Genomic DNA, 19416 nt, shown 5'->3' on the forward strand with positions numbered 1-19416 from the left:
AGGCGCAAGTAATCGAATCCTACAAGCGAGCGATGAGTATGGATAACAGGAGCGCTATTCCGATGACCCCAGTAGCGAGGCCCGCGATGGACATTTTGATCGCAAGACGGTTTCGTTGCGAAAGTGCCGCCAGGACGACGGATGAGACGTCGAAATAGGCGCCTGCCGCCCCCTGGACCAGGGGCACCTCTTGCCAGCTCGTCGGGAGAAATTTTGCAACTGCCGAGATGGTGTCAACACCATCGGCAGTGACTGAGAAGGTTAATACCCGGTCCAGAGGCTGATCTGTTGGATGAATTCCGAGAGTTGATGCTCCAATCGAGACGCGATCGACGCCCCAGGGAAACATCGGCATCGAGCTCGAGCGGATCTCGAACCCTCCATGCACTCGCCTCATCCAGTAGCGGGTTGGTTCGCTAGGAGCCTGATTGTCGTCATCCAGGTCGGCAAACCGGTCTTCCGGCGCGGGCACGCTGGGGAAGGGGAGATCGCCGGCATCAAGGAGGGTGCGAGCCTGCGAGATCGCTGTATCCCAGGCGAGGTGCTCCTCTTCGAAGTTGGGTAGCGCAAGCGGGAATCCGACACGAGCCGGAACAACCGGCAATGAACCGACGAACGAGCGCAAGTCAGCATCTTCGCGATGGAAGGCGCGGGTTTCGGCTCCCGCGGCACCAACGGTGGTTGCCAGCATGACCTGCTCGGGCCAATCCGGGATCTGCCTGCGGATATCGTCGTGTTCAATGACGAGAGCGAAATCGCCGCCGACATCCTTCATAGCTCGCCTCCGTTCATGGCTGACGACATGAAGGCGTGGACGGCGTCCTGAATGCCGCCGTGGCTGACTCGAATGAAATTCATGGCGGTATTGTTGCCTTCTGGCTCGAACGGCCCTGCGATCACGATCCGCTCCGCGATCGCGCCAAGCGCCGATCCGGAAAGCCTTGCCATAGCGGCCGTGAGCGCCTGTCGACGAGTCCCTGCCCATCGCCAGGTAGGGCGCCCCTGGTTGGCTTTTTGCACCGGCAACCTTGCAAATGCCGCCTGGGCTGCGGCCGCTAGCCAGGACTGCGCAGATCGGGCGAAGTATGGGTTTTCCGTGGCAGCTTCGATCCGCCGGACGTAACCCAGGGGAGGAGGCCCCAGCGCCTGTCGGAAGCAAGTGCCTATGGGACCGTCCAGAAGACGCATGGGATTGGTGTCAGGGTTCTGCTTTGTCTCTTCAACGGCCTTGCCTGCCCGCCAGACGAGGAGCTCGGAGTCCATGCCGGCGACAGCCAGCCGCCAGCGATCGTCCCTCGGCCTGTTGACGAGGGTGATGTTGGCTTTCGGGACCAACCACCAGGACGGCAGGTCGACGAGCGTCCTCAGGCATGACTCCAGGGCATCCTCATCCACACGAACGTAGTTTGCATGGGCGGCCATCGCAAAGACGTCCCGTTCGTCGTCGTCATAGGAGCGTTCTGCGGTCTCGTCGGCCGCCGCCAAGTCGAGTGCCTGCATCAGGACTGCTGATGCGGTGGCGAGATCGGCGTCCCGAAAGCGATCTGGTAGTTTCCAGCAGCGTTCTCCAAGGTCGCCGATAATCGGCAGTCCCTCCGAGCCCACTGACGCGATCAAGCCAGCGATGAGCCGGGCCGGATCGTGCCCATCGCGATTGCGGAACATCGGGTCGGCCGGTCCGAAGCCGAACAGAGCTTCCCAAAGCACGTCGCCTGGGGTTGCCGCGATGAGCGCTCCGATCTCATCGGAACGGACATCGCTTGGAAGGGTGGTGGTCATTGATGATCCGGAAAAACAAGAGCCCTGTATGCGAAATAGCACGGCACTCCTGAATTGCGCACCTGCTCTGGAGCTCCTTTCCCCGACGATCTCAAATCGCCAGGCTGAGCAGGGCCTCATTTTCGTTGTCGAGCGCGTTGGCGTGTTTCACGAAGGATTCGAATAACTTATTCGAATCCTGTGGAGCGCCGTTGCCGCCCGGCCGTCCGATTGAGCGATCCAGTCGCCAGGCTCCGGAATAGTCCCGGACGAGCACCCCCGCGCACGGCAGGATCTTTCCATTGGATTTCTCGATGCGGATGACGCGGGTCTCTCCGGCGGCGGCCTGTTTCAGCGCTTCGAGGACCGAGCGGTCGCAGCCGGCATCCACGAGCCGCTGTCCGTCACGCATGGAGAGTACCTCGATTGTATCGCATTGAGTGACCGGGTCGGCTAGCGCCCCACACGGCAGCGCCCGATCGATCCACTCACGACCGTCTTGCGGTCTTGCATCAAAGGCATCCACCGCGGCACGGAGGTAGCGAATGCTGTCTGACAACGAGCGATGGGTCTCGTAAGAGACCCATTTGCCCATCGACGAGTTGACATCATAGGTCGCTTGGGCGGGAACATGCTTCTCCATCAGATCGAGTAGCCGCCTTGCCGTCTGTGTGTACTCCGGGGAGAGCCGACCGGCGTCGCGATCAAACAGTTGCTGCAATTCCAAGATCGTTGATAGTTCTGCCCCGTTCATCCCCTTCAGATGCCGCGGGTCAATGAGGTTTTTGCGGACGCAATTGATCGCGTCCTCGAGGATACGGATGCGTCCCTCGAACAGGCACTCGGTCAGGTCCAACCGTCCAATATAGACCGAGTTGTCGGCAAGGCATCGAGCACCCTTGGACGAGACGGCCATGTCAAAGGCAATTGCAGCTGCCGTCTCGTCCACCCGCCAGCGATGAATGTTTCCGGGCGAGAGATCCCACAAGAGTTGGAAGCCGGAAGGCGTCGTGCGAACCGACTGGTCCACGATAAGATGAGAGGTAGCAGTTCCGACTGAGGCTTCGTTGCCGGATAGATAGGTGGAAACATAACCGAGTGCCGGCTCCGATACTCTCATGCAGAGCTTGCCGTCGATCTCGCGCAGATCCTGCAATGCGCGATGACCAATCAAAAGTTGCGTGGCAGTGATGCCCCTGGAAGCATCCGCGTCCCAGCGACGCAGGCCGCCTTCTTTTTTGTATTTCTCTTCAATCTGCTGTCGCGTGGATGTCTTTTCGGACGACACTGAAAGGTCGTAACCTTTCTCTCCGGCCAGATGAAGCACGTTGAATGGATCTTTTGCCATTTTGCGACGATCCGCGATTAGCGTTGGCGCGTCGCTGGATTCGCAGATTTCGACCCAATAGGCATCTTCGGCGCGGTAGGTCTTCACGGTCTCGCCAGCCGGAGCGTAGAAGGCGGACCGGCTGCGACGTTCGGTCCGGTGAGCCTCTTCGCCCAACAGCGAACATCCAAGCTCGAATGCAACCGTGACCGGACCGCGCGGCGCCTGAATTTCGACATCCGTTGTCGCGTAAGCGGTTTCGGTTTCAACGGTACGCCGTCGTTTTACGACATACTCGATGCAATAGCTGAAGGGGACGGTCAACCTCAGGCTCATGGGCTCATCTCCAAGATCGGGGTGGGCGCCGGCGCGAGGTGCGGCTCGGACTCAAGGGCGGCTGCAATATGACGTTCGACGAGAGCACGGTGCTCCGGTGTGCCGTATCGCACCTGCAGACCATCCTCTCTGAGCGAGGCAACCAGCAACGCATGCTCGGACGTTGAATATCCTCCTTGCTCCCTGATCGCGAAAACACGTCCTCCGCGGGCGATTTCGTCGAGCATGCCGGTGGCATCGACATTGAGGCGGCTCGCGATTTCAAAGAGCTTACCCTGAGACAGCAGCTCTACAGACGAGATTCTACCGTCAGTGTCCCGCAGCATGTTCAAGCCAAAAGCGCGGTCTTCCCAACCCAGTTCGGTCGGGCGGTTCTGGTAGCGACGTAGCGCGTCCCGGGCGAATTCAGCAGCTTGGGTGCGAAGTTCAAGGTGGTCCACAACCATTGCCGCGCGCGACGGTTCGAAATTTCCCGGGTAACGCTCGCCGGACCATTCAGGTCGCTTCGGCCGGACCTCAGCGAGTTGCTTCCAGCGCTCGGTTTGCTGAGGCGAAAGCTCGGGAAGAGAGGCTACAACCTCCAACGTTCGCAAAAGCCTTGGCGTGACCTGGTCACCAGATTCGGAAAGGGTATCGCGTAGTGCGACGGCACATTCGATCGCATCTGGTAGGAGCGACAGCGGGTGCTCCCAGAGCTTTTTGAGTGCCTGGTGGGCCAGCGTGACGACTGCGTCGACGTAGGGAGTTGCCCTTACAGCTGTCGGGTCGACGATCTCGAAAGTCGCAATCGTCTGCACTTCATCGTCTGGGTGTCGCCGTTTCAGTTCTGCCCGGCCGAACTCGGACTCCGTAAGGCTGTAGTAGTGAGACCTGGCATCATCCCAAACCAACCCATTGTAGCCCGCCACGTCTGAGCCGTCGAAGGATCGCGCGGCCTTGCCGAATTTCACGGCCGCTGAGCCAAATTTCCGGTCGATGTAGAGAACCGGTTCATGGCAGCGCACGTAGATCTTGTCGTCGATCGCCATGAAGGATCGCGCGCGACGTTCCAGCTTTTGCCTGACCTTCTCGCCGCCGTCGTCGCTGTACATGCGAAACGGCGTTGGGTGTCTCCGCTCCAATTCGCTGCGCGACCTAGCGTTTCCGGCGGCTTCGGAATCGTGGGGAATGTTAAGATGGAGGCCTGCGAACAGGCCTTTATTGAGACTATCAGCGGCCAAGGACGCTGCAGCCGCCTCGACGGATACGGATTCGACGTAGAGCGCACCGTCGAATAGTACGATCTCTCGTAGTGAGCCATCTGGCTTGGCACAGAAGGCGTCCTCGAAGGACCATTTTGGCGGATCCTGGTTCTGGCGAGCGCCCGGCAAGGTGCCGACGCGGAACACAGTCTTCACTGACGAGCGCGGCACTTCCGGAATTTCAATCTCGCCGGTTGCGGGAAAATAGGCGGCGCGGGTCTTGATCGCGCGGGCAGGTTTAAACTGGACCGGGTACTGGAACTTCAGCTGGAATTTCATGTCGCCAGGAACTCGTTCAAAGCCGTCCTCGAGGGGGAGGATTCGTTTGTACTAGGCCGGTCCGCAAGAGCGAAACGCTTAGGGGATCGTCGTCGTTGCGGGCTCTGGTTCGCTGGTGAGAATGGGCGTCATCTCAATGGCTCTTCCACTGTTTCGAACGGTGTCACGTCCTCGATCGTTACGCCGAGATTGGCGAGCGCTCCGCCCGGAATGACGGCGACCAGAAGCCGCAGTGGTCTAACGTCCTCGGAAGCCAGATAGCCGGTGAGCTCATCCTGGCCCGATACCACGGTGAGCGATCCGCGCGCGATCTTGACGACAAGCGTGTCATCCTCCGGGGCGTCCGGCGCGATAGACCAGCGGTCTCGCCGGGTCGTCGAGAAAATGTGTCTTGCGGTCTGTGCGGGCAAGTCAACGAAGCTCCAAACCGCGTCCTTGTATTCGTCGGGGGGTTCTCCGAGAGCGGCCACGAAATCCGCGGCCATTGGGTCGCGCACTCTGATGAGGCGAACGGCTCTGGCTTCCGCCGGAACGATGGCGAATGGCATTGCGATCAGCCTGGCTTCGACCGGCGACAGGGTCGCGTACCAGTCGATCTCGTCGAAGGCGATGGCGGCGTCGAACCTGTGCAACAACGGATCCATACCAGCCTCGGCGAGCACCCAGTCTCTGCCTGAACCCGCCGACATGACTTTGATCCAATCCTGAGGCGCACCCGACGCTCCGAGCCGGAACAGATCCGATTTTATCCGTTTCGGGGTGGTGTTGAACGCCCGCGCCAGCAGACCTTCGAGGTCGGCGCCGTGCAACTGGAGGGTTGAACCGATGCGTTCGGCAAACATCTGAGCATGGGCTGCCGCCAGTGATCCCTCCCGATCGCCGGCGTCTCGGGCTCGCGGCAGACCGCTTCCACCATCGTCCCTGTCTGCGACAATCCTGGCCGCTTGGCCGATCTGGGCCGCGGCGAAATCGGTGACCGGGCGCAATCGTCCACGCAGGCCCTCGGTTTTTTCTTCCAGGAGCTTGGCCTGTGTTTTCAGGCCAGCCATCAACCTTCGAATACCCATCTTGATACGCTCCATCACGTCGATAATTTGTTCCAGCAATCCCCTGCGCCGCACCGTTCCCGCCGATGCTCCCGAGCCGCCTTCGGTCGTCGGGCCTTCGAACGGGCCGAGTGACCCGGATGCAAATTCGGGGGAGGCGCGCGGCGCACCTCCGATCGTTGAAGCGGATGGCCCGGATTCATCGTTGGCCGCCAAACGGGCCAATAACGTTATCAACAAGATCAATCCGACAAGACTGAGCGCCCACCAGGGAAGTCCAAGCCATTTTCCTGTGCTTGTACTGTCTCCACCCGATCCGTCGATGTAGGTGGTGACTTTTTCCTTGATCGTAACCGCGGACGGGCCGGCAGGAGCCCGGATCGAGGATTGAGCTTGGTCGTAGAGTATTCGGGCCTGGGAAAGCACGCCCATCCCGAAAAAGTCCGGTAAGCCGAGGAGGGCCGCGCCGAGCATAATTGCCGTCGTTGCACGGCGGATCCTAGCTTCGCCGGCGTCGGCATCGCCGCGCCAGCCGAAGCGCGCAAGTGCTCCGAATATGCCGAGCTTTTTCACGACGGTACCGCCGGCGATCCTGGATAGGCCTGATGCCAGGATGAACAGGCCAGCTACGGCAACGGCCAGGGCCACGGCGAAGCTGACGAGCGACGTTTCTACGGAGCCGCTGGCGGCCGCCCAGGCGGGCGCCGGCGGCAATGTCACGAGCGTCGCCTGCGCAGCCAGGAACGCTGCGCGGCGTCTGCCTGCGTGCATGATTCGATCCTCTTCTCCGGGCACATCTGTCAGGTCGAAGCTAGTCCATATGGCGCGTGCAACAAGGATTCGATTGACGAATGGTGTGGATGGGGTCCCTCCCACGCGTTCCGCCTGCCTGCGCGCCGCGCCAATATTGACCGAAGATGAGGACTATTTCGATGTCTATAACGACCTTGCGGGCCACGGGGGTCTTCGCCTGCCTTGCGCTCTCGACTGTTGCTGGAACCCTTCCGGTGGCGGCGGAGGGCACTTCCTCGGTTAAGTCGACTTTGTCGTCTGGGCGAGGCGAGGTGCTGATGAGCAGTTCGCCGCGACCGTCGTGTCGGTTTTCAAAGGCGAAATGCGGCTATGTGGACGATGCGGGCCGACCGGTGATCGCAGCAGAATTCGATTGGGTCGATGGATTCGCAGGCCCATCGGCGCGGGTGAAGGTCGCGGGTCTGTACGGATTGATTAACCGCAAAGGTTTAGCCGTCGTCCCGCCGATCTGGGACTATATTGCGCCTCTCGATCATGGACGGGCACTCGCGTTGAAAGATCGCCACTGGGGTGTCGTCGGCGAAGGCGGGGAAGTCCTTCCGCCTAGATATTCCGGCATCGTTCCGATGTCGGGCGCCATTTTTGCGGTGTCGATTTCCGAAGCCGATCCGCCGCCAGTCGACCAGGTGACCCTGGAGCGAGAGGAAAGGCTGCCTGGCCCGCTCCTTCCGTTGTCCGGCCGGTGGGGCATTGTGAGTGCGCCAGCTTCGTGGATTGTCCCAGCCGCGAAGTATCGAGAGATCAGACGTTTTTCCCGTGGCGTATCGGATGTCATTTGGGCTCGCTCGGCCGCGAAGTGGCAGCTCGTTTCCTTCACGGGTCTTCCGGTTACCGACGCGCTCTATGACTACCTGGATGAAGGGATCGATGATCTGGTGATCGTTCGGACGGCTAACCAATGGAACGTCGTTGACGCGGCCGGCCGACAATTGCTGCCCTCCGGCACCTCCTTCGTTCGACGCAGGCCGGACGGCTCAATCAGCTATCAGGTGGGCAATGCCGAAGGGCTGGTGGCCGATGGCGGCAGGATCGTGTTGCCGGCTCGATTTGAACGCATTATCGAGACGCGCAATGGCTATGTGCGCGCGATCGTAGCTGGCTCCGAGGGCTGGTATAGCCGCACCGGACAGCCTATAGCCATGCCTTCTGATACTGGTGCGACGCCAGTGCCAGGTCAGGCTGACGCCAGCTACCGAAGAGAAGCGGGTGGCAGCGTCCTGGTTTGCGATGAGGAGGTGAAGGCCGTCCGCAGGGGCGCGGTTTGGGGTTATGTCGATGCTCGGAACGTGACGTTCATTTCACCCCGTTTCCGCGCTGCAGGATGCTTCGAACGAGGCGAAGCTTTCGTCGTAGAGCGAGATGGCAGCGCTTGGTGTCGGATCGACAAGTCCGGACGGATCATCCGGGCCCAATCCTGCACATGCCAGCCGCAGTCGAGTGAGAAGGCTCAATTCAAAGCCGGCGGTCGATTGCCGGGCTGCAAGGCGCCGAACGTCGGCGAGCGCGGCGGATCGCCGTAGGCATTGGTGCCTTGGGTGCCGGGATATGCGATCAGGGCCACGAGCACTGCGATGCTGCCGAATGCCCCGAGCGACTGAATGACATCGGCGGTGAGCCCTGAATACATGAGGCCTCCAGCGAGCCACACAAGTGACGGTACGGACATTGGTATGGTCCACCAGTTGCTGACACCAATGTCATTGAGCCGCGCGCGAACCGAAAAAAACAGGAGCGACGTTGTGGCGAGCTCAGCGACCAATCCGATTAGGGCGAAGGCAACGATCCCGGTAATATCGTCCATACCTGCGCCGCCGGTGATCATCGGGCCGCCGACGAAAATCAGGATCAAGCCACCAACGATGGCCGAAATGATGCTTTGATAGATGACTGAAAGGCCAAATTGGACCCGGCCGATCCGTCCTTGGGCTCCAAATACGGCGGCAAGCCCATAACCGACGGCCCCATGGCGATTTCGCGCGATCATTGCTCTTCTCCGGCCGGTTCGAGCACAATCGTCGGAGGCTTACGGCTCCTCACCATGACAAGGACGGCCAGAAGCCCCAGCACGCCGGCGACCGACGCGGTTCGGAAGAGATCCCATCCAGCGATCGGATCTCCGGAGGACGCCGGGTGGATGAAAGCAGCTCGTAGTTCGCTCGCGAAGAGTAGGACAAGGAGCGAGATCCAGAAAGGCGACATGCCGGCGTCTTTCAGCCTGGCCTTGAGCCAGAGTGCGATCAGGCCCCACACGAGGATCGAGCAAGCAACGGAAACAGCCGTCATGGTGTATTTTGCGAAAGGTGAGAGCGATTGTGCCCAGATCATCAGCGCCGCGGCCAAGACCGAAAACAGCCAGAGGTATCCAAAGCCGACCAGGAACTGGAGCCGGCCGATGCGTCCGCGCAGCGGAAAAATAGCCGATGGTCGATAGGACGTCATTAATGGCTCCGCTGGGCCCGCTGTTCGGTTATCTAATCCTTGGAGAACAACTGCCTCTGAGCAGAAGGTCAAGTTGGCGGGCGGCGTCCTCCCCGTTGAAAGCGGGGACGGACGGCAATTTCGCTGGTTATCCAGGCTATCATCGGCGCGGTGACAGGAAATGCTGGCTGCAGCCGCCGGTGTCCGGAGCCTTGGACGGGCGCCTTAGCGGCTGCGTCCGCAGCCCAAACAGGTCATGATCCAGCCGTTCTATACCTGAAGAATGCCCAAGTGGTCTTGGGATGCTCTCTCGCATTGAGTTATGCTGCGTATTGGTAGTGTTTCAGTTTGAATTGACAGCTCTGCCTGTGTCTGGTTATGTTCGTCATATGTTCTAGTCGCGTGAGGCGTCTTGTTTCTCAGTTTTCAGTACGGCTTGCGCCCGACACGCGTACAGCATCGCGCGCTCGAGCGAATCCTCGAGAAACAGCGTCTGCTTTACAATGCGGCGCTGGAGGAACGGATCGAGGCGTGGCGCAAGGCGCGCACCTCGATCACCACGATCGATCAGACTAAGTCGCTCACGACGATCCGCCAGGATGATCTGGCCGGTTACGGCGCACTGCCTGCAAACCTCTCTCGCTGGTCGCTGAAGAAGGTGGACGAGGCCTTTCAGGCGTTCTTTCGCCGCGTCAAGGTCAAACACGGCAAGGCGGGCTTTCCGCGCTTTCGTGGACGCGCCGGCTGGCGCTCGTTCGGCTTCTCCGAGTTCTCCGGTGTCCGGCTCATTGCCGGGAAGATCCTGTTCAAGGGGCTCGCCGGCGGCCTGAAGCTGCACCTGCATCGGCCACTCCCGGCCGGTGCGTCGATCCGCTCCTGCGTATTCACCAAAGACGGCCGCGCCTGGCGCGTCACGCTGCAGGTCGAGGTGCCGGACCTGCAAACCGTGCGGCGGGAGGCAGGCGACCTCGTCGGCATCGACTGGGGCGTCGAAACGCTGGCGACGCTGTCGACCGGCGAGCGGATCGAGAACCCGCGGCTCGGTATCGCCGCGGCCGCAGGGATCCGGCGGGCCGCTCGCAGGCTGGCGCGCGCCAAGCGCGGCTCGCGGCGGTTGAAGACCAAGGCGCAGCTGGCGCGACTGCAGCGCAAGCTAGCCAACCGGCGCCGGACTCATTTGCACCAGGTCTCCGCCACGATCGCGCGCCGCTTTGGCGCCATTGCGGTCGAGGAGCTGCGGGTGACGAACATGACCGCGTCGGCGAAGGGAGACGCGATCAATCCAGGCAAGAACGTCCGGCAGAAGGCCGGTTTGAACAGGGAGATTCTCGACACGTCACCGGGCATGCTGATCGGGATGTTGCGCTACAAGGCTGCAAGGGCCGGTGGACGCTTTGTCGCCGTCGATGCGAGAAACACCTCGCAGGACTGCTCGGGATGCGGCGCGCAGGTTCGGAAGGACCTGAATGAGCGCATCCACAAATGCGTGCATTGCGATCTGGAAGTCCACCGCGACGTCAACGCTGCGCGGAACGTCCGGAACCGGGCCGTAGCGGGTCCGTGGAGCGGCTTTGCGCAGCAACTGCCGAACGTCCTCGCTGGAGGACGTCGCTCCGGAAATCTCACGGCGAAGATCGCGGCTTGACGGCCGCGAAATTCAAACTGAGACACTACCGTATTCGGCGACCACTTCGAGGAATGCGGGACCGTAGCGGTCGGCCTTTACGGCGTCGATGCCAAAAATTTCCGCGAGCTCGAGGCGTGTTTTCGGCATGCGATCTACGATGCCACGCAAGGTCTTGTCGTGGGCGACAATGTAGGGCTTGACCTTTCGCGATCTGGCCAAACTCATGCGCGTTCGCCGCAGGGCATTGAACAGCGTGTCGCCAGGGGCCCTTGTGGTGAGCAGGTTGCTCTGCCTCGAGGTGATCTTCGACTTGCGGCGGCTTCCCTGCCGGGCAAAACCGCGGAGTTTCTTCGCGCGCGCCGGTGCCTCGTCGATCACTGGATCGAGCCGGAGCTCCACCTGGGCCCCTGCGTCGAGCACGGCAGCTCCAGCCTCGGTGATTTTCAAGCCGGCCATGCCGGCGTAGTCTACCGACGCCAGGCCGAGCGCGATCGCTTGCCGCAGGGTTGACCGCCATGTCGTTTCCCCGATGTCGCGGCCGCGACCTGCCGCCGTCAAATCGATATCCTTCTTGCTTGCCATGCGATCTGGCACGTCGCCGCGCAGGAACTGAACAATTTCATGCGCCTGGAAACGCTCGCCGGTGGCGCGGATTGCCTCAAGCGCTTTGCGCACCACGGAGGTGCCGTCGATGGTATCGGGCGGTTCGATGCATGTATCACAGGCCATGCAGGCGCCGGGATAACGCTCGTCGAAATGTCCAAGGATGGCGGCGCGGCGGCAGCCGGGCGTTTCGCAGATGCCGATCAGCGCATCGAGCTTGCATGTCCCGGTGCGCTTTTCAGCTACACCGCCCTTGCCCTTTCGGATCATGCGCCGGCGCCGGGAAACGTCTCCGGAGCCGAACAGCATGAGCGTATGCGAGGGCGCGCCGTCGCGACCCGCGCGGCCGGTTTCCTGGTAATAGGCCTCGACAGAGGACGGCAGGTCTGCGTGCGCCACGAAGCGCACATCCGCCTTGTCGATGCCCATGCCGAACGCAATGGTCGCGCACATGACAACGCCGCGGCCGCCGGTGAAAGCTGCCTGGTTGGCGTCCCGGATGGCCGGGGTGAGGTTCGCGTGATACGGCAAGGACCTGTACCCCTGCTTGCACAAGAAGGCAGCGAGCTCTTCAGTCTTTTTCCGGCTGAGGCAATAAATGATGCCACTTTCGCCCTTGTGGTCTGAAACGAAGCCCAGCAGTTGCTTCTTCCAGTCTTTTGCCTTTTCCTCGATCGCGTAGGAGATGTTGGGACGATCGAAAGATTTGGTGAATCGACGGGCACCCTCGAGCCCGAGGCTCGCGATCATATCGGTCAGGGTCTGGGGATCCGCGGTTGCAGTCAGTGCCACGATCGGCACGCCGGGAAACCGGCTCTTGAGAGTGCCCAGTTCTCGGTATTCCGGTCGGAAGTCGTGCCCCCAGGTGGAGACACAATGGGCCTCGTCGATGGCCAACACGGAAATCTTTGTCTTCTCGAGGATTCGGGAGAAACCAACCGTCGCCATCCGCTCGGGGGTCACATAAAGGAGATCGAATTCGCCAGCCAGCAGCTGGGCCTCGACGTTTTTCTGCTCGGACCGAGAGAGGCTCGAGTTCAGATAGGCAGCCCGAAGGCCGATCTGGCGGAGCTTTTCGACCTGATCGCGCATGAGTGCGATCAGCGGCGAGATCACGATGCCGGTCCCCTTGCGACAGAGGGCGGGGATCTGGAAGCACAGCGATTTTCCGGCACCGGTCGGAAACAACACCACCGCATCGCGGCCGTCGATGATGTGGTCGATCACTTCACCCTGGGGACCCCTGAATTCGGAATGCCCAAACACCGTCTTCAGCGTGGCGAGGGGGTCGGAGTAGGAATTTTGCGCTTCAATCATGCCGGATAGTGTGCCCCGGGGCGGGTGAAAGAGTGGTTAATATCGGTATTCTAATCCTTGGAAATGAAGTTCTTACGGCTTCGGTGCGGTATCGCGGCGAGCCGCGCCCGACAGGATTTCCAGGACCGAATCGCGATATTCAGCATCCTTCTGTAGCATCCGGGAGTGCATCTCGGCCACTGCGGCGACGGTGCGGCGAGCGAGTTCGCCGGATAGTCGCTCGAAGTCCTCTGCGTAACCACGGTCGAGCTCCGAAAGGGCCGCAGCCGCCTCCGCCGAGGCGTGATCGAGCAGAACGGCCGACTTTTCGACATATCGGTGCGGATCGGTGCCAGAAATAGGGTCGTCCTGCCAGGTGCTATTTCCGATCAGCGGCAGGCGTTCGATATTCTCCAAATAGAGCCTGTTTGCGGTCTCCTTCACCACTGTGGCCGTCGCGTAGGCGCGCGTGATCTTTCTGCTCGGCAGCGGGAGGGTCGCGCCCTTAGGCAGGATACGCTGCACATCGTCGGGCAATGTTGGCCGCAGGACACAGGCCCTTCCGATCACGACTGTCCGTGCGATCGAGGCGCGAGCTGCGTCACGCTTTGCACGGAGGTTGGCGAGTTGCCTGGCGCCGGCTTCGGCCATGAAAGAGAAGGCGACCGGAGTTGGCAGATAGATGGATTGGGAGAAGTGAAAAGCATCTTTCCTGCCGACGAATTCGCGACAGAATTTCTCGTAGCGAGCAACCTCAGCCTTCCGGTCCAGCCCAGTGTGACCAAGCGGATGGAAATGCTCGAAGAATCCGGATTTGCGGAACTGATACGTGTCCACGTTCACGTTATTGGCGAACTGGGCCATGATGTTGACGGCCGTGGGGTTGACGCGCCAGTCGCCGAACGGCGGCCAAGGACGATTGATGTGAGGCTTGCCGTCCTCGGTTACCGTCCGTTCATAGAGGTAGATCTCGTTGCTGTCGCTCTGGGTAAAAAAGCGTGTCCCGGGACCTTTTTCTGTCACCCATTCGAGTAGAGCCAATCCGCCGAGACCGAGTGTCGGTTTGCGAGACCCGATCACGCCAACGCTCCAAGCAGGAGCTCGTCGTTCGGGTCGAATTGGATCGAGGGACCGCCGGCGATGAGATCCGGCTCGAGCCCGAGGGCAACCGCGGCCTCGACGGCGGTCAGCCACGAGCCGCGGGGGGCCGGAATTCCATATTGATCGTCACGATCGATCTGACGAAACAGGGAGTCGATCCGTTCAGCGGCGCCCGAGAGCATGCCCCCCGGCATCAGCATAGCCTCAGTTTCATCGACCTTGCTGGCGATGTCAGCCGGCAGGCCCGACATCCAGTACTGTGCGGTGAGCGCGCGGCGGGCTGAGTGGAAGGCCGTGGTCATCAACTCGCGCAACAGGCCGTCGCGGTCGCGGACGAGGAAGCGGCCGTCGGCTTCCTGAAGAGTCATTCCGGAAGATTTGAATTTCACACCGGCTCGCGCGGCCCACGCCGCGGCGGTCTCTTCGGCGGCTACGCGGTCGAGAAGCGGGAAGGGGATTCCTGGCTGGATCGAATTGGGGAAGGGCTTCTGATAGTCGGTAGTCGCCTCTCGATCCAGCGTAACCGTCCAGATCGGCTCGAGATCCCGGCGCCAAAGCTGACCGTCGACCAGGAGCAGGTCGGAAGCGACCTTCTTGGCGCGCTCAACCGGCCAGGCCGTGTTGTCCTTGTGGATCTCGCGCATGCTGCCGAGGAGCTCATTGTAGGAGGCCTGGGCTCGCCCCCTGAACTTGGAGAAGAACGGATTCTGCCCCCACACCTCATCCTGGGCGACCAGATCCTCGAACGTCGCCGCGCGCCCGGTCGGACCTTTCAGCTGGCGATAAAGCGCGCCTGCGTGGCCGGCCGAGACCATGCGGACGGTTTCCTTCTTCCGTGGTCGCCCGAATTTGGACCATCGCTCGTAGCTGAGTACGAGGGCCTCTGGGTTATCCAGCTGCTCCGCCTCGGGCACTTCGACAGTCGCTGCGACATGGCACCAAAACGTTTTCACCTTGCTTTGGCGCCTTGCGATACCGCGAATGGTCGCGGGAACCCTGATTGTCAGCTGGCGAGACATGGTTGAATTCCGGTTCTGAGGCAGGTCGACACCATAGCCTCCCGACTTGAAAGGCTGAACGCCAAGAGCAATCGGTATACACAAGGATTAGAATACGACAGGTTTGTGATTGCAGGACTGCCGATTATGGTCGCAGAAACCCCTCCTGAATGCGACCACCCTCTTGTCCAAGTCATTTCCACCGCGAGTTGAAGCCGTTGCGAGCGCTGATGAAGCGCCGGCGCGGCGCCGGCGTCGTTCGACCGCCGTCAAGCGAAAGGTGATGCCAAAGAGCTTCATTGGCAACTTCCTGGACGGTCCGAGGCCGAAGTTTGCTTCTCAGATCCGTACGAACGCCGAGATCAGCCGGTATCTGCTCGAACTGTCACTCGAGGATCTTGGTGGCAAGCCGATCACCGGCCCCTCTCCGGAAGGCGACGACCGCATCGCTCGCACCATGGCGATGGAAGTCATTGCGGCTATCCAGCGCGATGGCCACGCGGAAGCACAGCATTGGTACACGTCTTCGCTGAAAAAGGCGGAGGCTATCATCGGGCTCATGCATCCCGAGATCATCGACGACGCTGCTGCGGTTCGATCCAAAGCAGCCGGGTTTACGAGCGCACGCGATGCTCACTTGGTGATGGTTGCCGCAATGGCCATTACGAGCCAGTCGGTCACCGTAAGGGACAACGCCAGGTTCGCCAAGAAACAGTTCGAGCACTATGTCAAGCATGGCCGCTTCGACACGACTGTGGTCATGGGCACCAAAGCGCTGTCGATACAGCGAAATCTCCAGAAGTTTAACCAACTGGTCGAGGTCTTCCAGCACGATTACGCAGCACTTCGCACATTCCTGACGACCGAGTTCACTATGGCTGAAGTGGCCGCGGCGGCCGCAGCGTCCGGCATGCGGATCAGCGGCGGTGAAATGGTTGACGAGCCGGTTGTAGGCGGAATTGTCTTCGGCCCAAAGATTGGAAATTCATTCCTCGCAAACCTTCTAGGAATATATTCCTCGCTTACGATTGATCTGTGGTATACACGCACCTTCGGCCGCTATACTGGAACTTTGATGAAGGATTCGGTTACGTCCGATCAAGTGGATCGTCTTAGTTCTTCGCTCGCGCGAGACAATAACATTGCTGCTGCGTTGCGGCGTCAAGATGCTTGGATAGATCCCGATGACCTGGGAGTGCTCGAGAACGATGACTTGCTCGCCTATGCTCGAAAGGTTCAGAGAACCTGGGAAGAAGTGCGCAGTTCGCTCGTAGAACAGGGGTCGGACAACGCGTCGATCTCGAGACGTAAAGCTGAACTTGAGTGGCCTAACGCGGCCGAATCCATTATCAAGTCGCTCGGAGCGCCGGTGGATGCACCCGGCAGCAAGAGCAAGCGCCGGTGGATGCGACAAGTTACGAACCGCGCTTTACGAATCCTTGACCTTCACGGTTACAAGATGAGCATCTGCGAGTTGCAGGCACTTTTGTGGGTGCCTGAGAAGCAGTTATGGCTTACTCTGAGCGGGAAATCGACCAAACTAAATCTGATTAGCTACGACGATGCCTTTGCGGCTATCGCACGAAAACAGGGGATAACCGATGATGCAATCCAGCAGGCAATACACTCCGTGGGAGCGAGGCGACTCGGAGGAAGCGCAGATCCAGGATCCGATCTCGCAAGCGACCCCGCAGCAGTTCGGGACCTTCATCTCGACACTCCGCCAGATCGCCGACGGAAAGAAGAAGGCCGCGGCCGACGAAAGTCGGTCGTAAGCGATCCGATCATTCCAATTCCGGTTTCGGAAGATGATCAGCCTTCGTCTTCCTTTGCGATGTAGCGGAGAGGGTAGTGAACCGGATTGAGATCACGACAAACGGCCCGATCAAGGGGAAACTTAACCTCCTTCGCGTCGCCGACGACTACGAGAACAGCAGTGTTGAGCTGGATCATGAAACGGTTGAGCGGGCCCTTCAGGAGGGGCGACTGCTGAAGCTTCTCGCGGATAGCCTTGACAGCGCTGGCCAACAAATACTTCGAGATGCCGTTGTTACTGGCGCGCCAGTGACGCTCGACGATGCGGACGTAGATTTGGCCACATTGGCGTCCGCTCTCGGTATCGACCCGCCGGCGCCGCGCTCGTGATCGACACGCTCCTCGTCCCGGTGTCCCGCTCACGTCCTTGGTAGGGAGCCGGCTGCGGCCTGGAGGGGTTGCAGCCGGCTCCCTCGGTTATGCGCCGCTGCGCACAGAATGCGCCTCGACCGAGGGAGCCGATTTCGGTGGAAAGTACGGGAAAGCAGGGCCTGACTGACGCTGGTTTCTCACGCCCTGTTTAGGGTCACCAGTGTGGCAGCTGCATTCTGAGTCATCCCCGACACAATTGATTAACCCAACCGGCGCGGGTTAGCGAACGTCTTAGTAACTGACAGTTGCGAATCCTTGACCGGTGTGCGCTTAGTGGCTCGTGTTGGTGACGATTTGTTGGTTGCCACGAGAAGCTTCCGTGTTGGCGGAGAAGCGTGTGGATGAAACGACCCATCAAGGACTCGATTGCGTATTTTAACTTCTGATTAACATCCTGCCTTCTACGGTATTTTCGACTAAGGGACGACGTAAACCCGATGATTGAACGCAAGTTGGACGACTGGGCGATCGCAAATCAGGCGCTTGCCAGGATTGAAGCTCTCGCACTTCGTCCTGATCCTGGCACGTTCGAGGTGTTTTACACGTATTTCGCGGGAACAATTCCCCAGCTTTCGAGTGACATCGACGGCGTGCTTTCGCTGCGGAATGCGCCCGCTATCCAGGCAGAGGTCGACGCGATCCACAGTCGGGTGTTCAGTGGTGGTCGAAAGACAGATGAAGTTGACGAGGCTGGCGATCGGCTAGCCGAGGCCTTGACGAGTGCTATTTCGTCTATCGCGGAAGCGGCCGGCCAGACCGGTGATGCGTTTACCGAAATCGATCAGGCGCGGCGGAGCCTCGACCCCAAGAACCCGAAGAGCATCTATGCATTCACCGAGAAGCTGGTGGAGGCGACCGCCCGTATCCAGAGCGGCAACAGCGCTCTCCAGGCCCGGTTGCAGGCCTCACGGAGCGAGATCGAGACGCTGCGAGACGACCTGCGGGCCGCGCGTGAGCACAGCGTGCGTGACGCTCTGACGGAAGTCTATAATCGCCGCTATTTCGACGAGAAGGTGACTAGCCTCGTGAATAACGGGAAGCGGCAGCAACCCGTGTCTTTGCTCCTGGTCGACATCGATCATTTCAAGTCGTTCAACGACCGGCTCGGTCATCAGATCGGCGATCAGGTGCTGCGGATGGTGGCGAACTGTCTGCAATCGTGTGTCTCCGATGATCATACCGTGGCCCGGTACGGTGGTGAGGAATTCGCGATCGTGCTCGAGAACTCGCCACTTGAGGAGGCGGCTGAAGTCGCAGAGCGCGTCCGGCGAACCATCATGGGTCGGGATATCAAGAAGAAATCCACCGGGGAATTGCTCGGGCGCCTGACCGTCTCTATCGGTGTTGCGACGCTCCAGCCGATCGACGGCCTTGAGACCTGGATTGGGCGAGCCGACGAGGCGCTCTACCGGTCAAAACGCAATGGCCGCAACCGCGTGATGTGTGAAGATGAGGACGCCGTCAAAGACGTCCCCTTGCGCGCGGTTGGCTAGTGAGCATCGTTATTCACGGCGGGATAGTCTTCCCGGACACCAGCCTCGGTCGGGTCTACGATCTTTTGGAGGGTTTCGCGCCTCGGATCGCGGAGTTGTCCGCCGATGAGCTTGCCACGTTCTTGGCGAATCACGCTTGTCGGAAGCTGGATGCAGCATGTGCCGGCGGCCCGGACGATGGAAGAGCGCCGCTGTCATCCGCTTGGGATGAGATTGATCGGGGTCGCAAGGCCGACCGTGAGGGCGTGCGCCATCCGCTGACCGATTTTGAGTTTCGGGTGGATCTCTTTCCCGTCGGGTCGAACGTATATGGGGTGGTCCGGACGGAGCGCGGACGATGGCTCAAGATCTTTCTAGAAGAGCTTTCGCCATGGGTGCGCGAGTATGTCTATTGGGACAACACCGACCGTCCTGACGATATCCTGGCCGCAGAATGGAAATCGCGAGGGAAGGTGTGGGATCGCATCTCGCGCACCATGATTCGGGGCCGGATCTCCGGAGGATGCAAAGTTGATCTCAGCCGGCTTCTCAATCCTCCCGAATCCGATCAGATCATGGCAAAGTTGCCGGACCTGGCAGCACGGATAGAGAGAACTGCAAAAGATCGCGGCGTCGAGCACTTTTTCCGACACAAGGCTGGGCTCTCGGATGGCGAGCACATTGATGATCACGTGCGAGCGGTCTTGCGGGCGCCGGATTGGCTCAAAAGTACCGCAGGCCAGGCTTGGCTTGCGGAGGAGCGAAAGCGGCTCGGCGAAGTCTTGGTATCGGAAGTCAGATTTGAGGATCTTAGACGACCTCCACCCGCTCCGGTTGCCGGCCCGTTCCCCTGATCCAGCTATCATAGCGGCAAAAAATAATTGCCGACGAGATTAATGTGGGTCAGCGCGTTC

General features: G+C 60.4%; 16 protein-coding genes. 6 read left to right on the plus strand and 10 right to left on the minus strand.

Annotated features, from left to right (window positions below):
* Positions 1 to 19: 19 nt before the first annotated feature.
* From ACVIGB_RS00450 to ACVIGB_RS00470, 5 genes are all read right to left on the minus strand, one after another.
* Entirely contained in the window at positions 20 to 775 is a 756-nt protein-coding gene (locus tag ACVIGB_RS00450) for a hypothetical protein (RefSeq protein ID WP_456717616.1), read from the minus strand.
* Positions 772 to 1779: a hypothetical protein gene (locus ACVIGB_RS00455; RefSeq protein ID WP_456717615.1), complete on the minus strand. Its 1008-nt coding sequence runs from the start codon at positions 1777 to 1779 to the stop codon at positions 772 to 774. Before ACVIGB_RS00455 ends, ACVIGB_RS00450 begins: the two co-directional genes overlap by 4 nt.
* 91 nt (positions 1780 to 1870) lie before the next feature.
* Positions 1871 to 3421, minus strand: coding sequence for a hypothetical protein (locus tag ACVIGB_RS00460; RefSeq protein ID WP_456717614.1), 1551 nt, complete (start codon positions 3419 to 3421; stop codon positions 1871 to 1873).
* Positions 3418 to 4941: a hypothetical protein gene (locus ACVIGB_RS00465; protein WP_456717613.1), complete on the minus strand. Its 1524-nt coding sequence runs from the start codon at positions 4939 to 4941 to the stop codon at positions 3418 to 3420. The genes ACVIGB_RS00460 and ACVIGB_RS00465 overlap by 4 nt, the downstream gene beginning before the upstream one ends.
* Before the next feature lie 128 nt (positions 4942 to 5069).
* Positions 5070 to 6758: a hypothetical protein gene (locus ACVIGB_RS00470; protein ID WP_456717612.1), complete on the minus strand. Its 1689-nt coding sequence runs from the start codon at positions 6756 to 6758 to the stop codon at positions 5070 to 5072.
* 299 nt (positions 6759 to 7057) lie between these two features.
* On the opposite strand from ACVIGB_RS00470, the gene ACVIGB_RS00475 reads away from it, so the two are divergent.
* The gene (locus tag ACVIGB_RS00475) at positions 7058 to 8320 is read left to right on the plus strand and encodes a WG repeat-containing protein (RefSeq protein ID WP_456717611.1); all 1263 of its coding nucleotides are present in this window, start codon (positions 7058 to 7060) and stop codon (positions 8318 to 8320) included.
* Here ACVIGB_RS00475 and ACVIGB_RS00480 read toward each other — a convergent pair.
* Positions 8248 to 8784 carry a DUF805 domain-containing protein gene (locus ACVIGB_RS00480; RefSeq protein ID WP_456717610.1) on the minus strand — a complete coding sequence of 179 codons (537 nt, stop codon included), beginning with the start codon at positions 8782 to 8784 and terminating at the stop codon, positions 8248 to 8250. The genes ACVIGB_RS00475 and ACVIGB_RS00480 overlap by 73 nt on opposite strands.
* Entirely contained in the window at positions 8781 to 9239 is a 459-nt protein-coding gene (locus tag ACVIGB_RS00485; protein WP_456717609.1) for a hypothetical protein, read from the minus strand. The genes ACVIGB_RS00480 and ACVIGB_RS00485 overlap by 4 nt, the downstream gene beginning before the upstream one ends.
* Before the next feature lie 391 nt (positions 9240 to 9630).
* On the opposite strand from ACVIGB_RS00485, the gene ACVIGB_RS00490 reads away from it, so the two are divergent.
* Positions 9631 to 10863 (plus strand): RNA-guided endonuclease InsQ/TnpB family protein, encoded by a 1233-nt coding sequence (locus ACVIGB_RS00490; protein WP_456717608.1) that lies wholly within the window; start codon positions 9631 to 9633, stop codon positions 10861 to 10863.
* Positions 10864 to 10875: 12 nt separating this feature from the next.
* Here ACVIGB_RS00490 and recQ read toward each other — a convergent pair whose 3' ends face one another.
* The 3 genes from recQ to ACVIGB_RS00505 all read right to left on the minus strand — a co-directional run bounded on the left by recQ (position 10876) and on the right by ACVIGB_RS00505 (position 14660).
* A complete protein-coding gene (recQ, locus tag ACVIGB_RS00495) occupies positions 10876 to 12765 on the minus strand; it encodes a DNA helicase RecQ (RefSeq protein ID WP_456717607.1) in 1890 nt (629 codons plus the stop codon).
* A 72-nt stretch (positions 12766 to 12837) separates the two neighbouring features.
* A complete protein-coding gene (locus ACVIGB_RS00500; protein WP_456717606.1) occupies positions 12838 to 13824 on the minus strand; it encodes a hypothetical protein in 987 nt (328 codons plus the stop codon).
* The gene (locus ACVIGB_RS00505; protein ID WP_456717605.1) at positions 13821 to 14660 is read right to left on the minus strand and encodes a hypothetical protein; all 840 of its coding nucleotides are present in this window, start codon (positions 14658 to 14660) and stop codon (positions 13821 to 13823) included. Before ACVIGB_RS00505 ends, ACVIGB_RS00500 begins: the two co-directional genes overlap by 4 nt.
* 367 nt (positions 14661 to 15027) lie before the next feature.
* Here ACVIGB_RS00505 and ACVIGB_RS00510 point away from each other — a divergent pair, with 367 nt between their 5' ends.
* The 4 genes from ACVIGB_RS00510 (at position 15028) to ACVIGB_RS00525 (ending at position 19356) form a co-directional block, all read left to right on the plus strand.
* Positions 15028 to 16683: a hypothetical protein gene (locus tag ACVIGB_RS00510; protein WP_456717604.1), complete on the plus strand. Its 1656-nt coding sequence runs from the start codon at positions 15028 to 15030 to the stop codon at positions 16681 to 16683.
* A gap of 11 nt (positions 16684 to 16694) precedes the next feature.
* Positions 16695 to 16988, plus strand: a complete 294-nt coding sequence (locus tag ACVIGB_RS00515) for a hypothetical protein (RefSeq protein ID WP_456717603.1) — start codon at positions 16695 to 16697, stop codon at positions 16986 to 16988.
* 479 nt (positions 16989 to 17467) lie between these two features.
* A complete protein-coding gene (locus tag ACVIGB_RS00520) occupies positions 17468 to 18523 on the plus strand; it encodes a diguanylate cyclase (protein ID WP_456717602.1) in 1056 nt (351 codons plus the stop codon).
* Positions 18523 to 19356: a hypothetical protein gene (locus ACVIGB_RS00525; protein ID WP_456717601.1), complete on the plus strand. Its 834-nt coding sequence runs from the start codon at positions 18523 to 18525 to the stop codon at positions 19354 to 19356. The genes ACVIGB_RS00520 and ACVIGB_RS00525 overlap by 1 nt, the downstream gene beginning before the upstream one ends.
* Positions 19357 to 19416 lie beyond the last annotated feature (60 nt).

The organism is Bradyrhizobium sp. USDA 4341 (genome assembly GCF_054063755.1).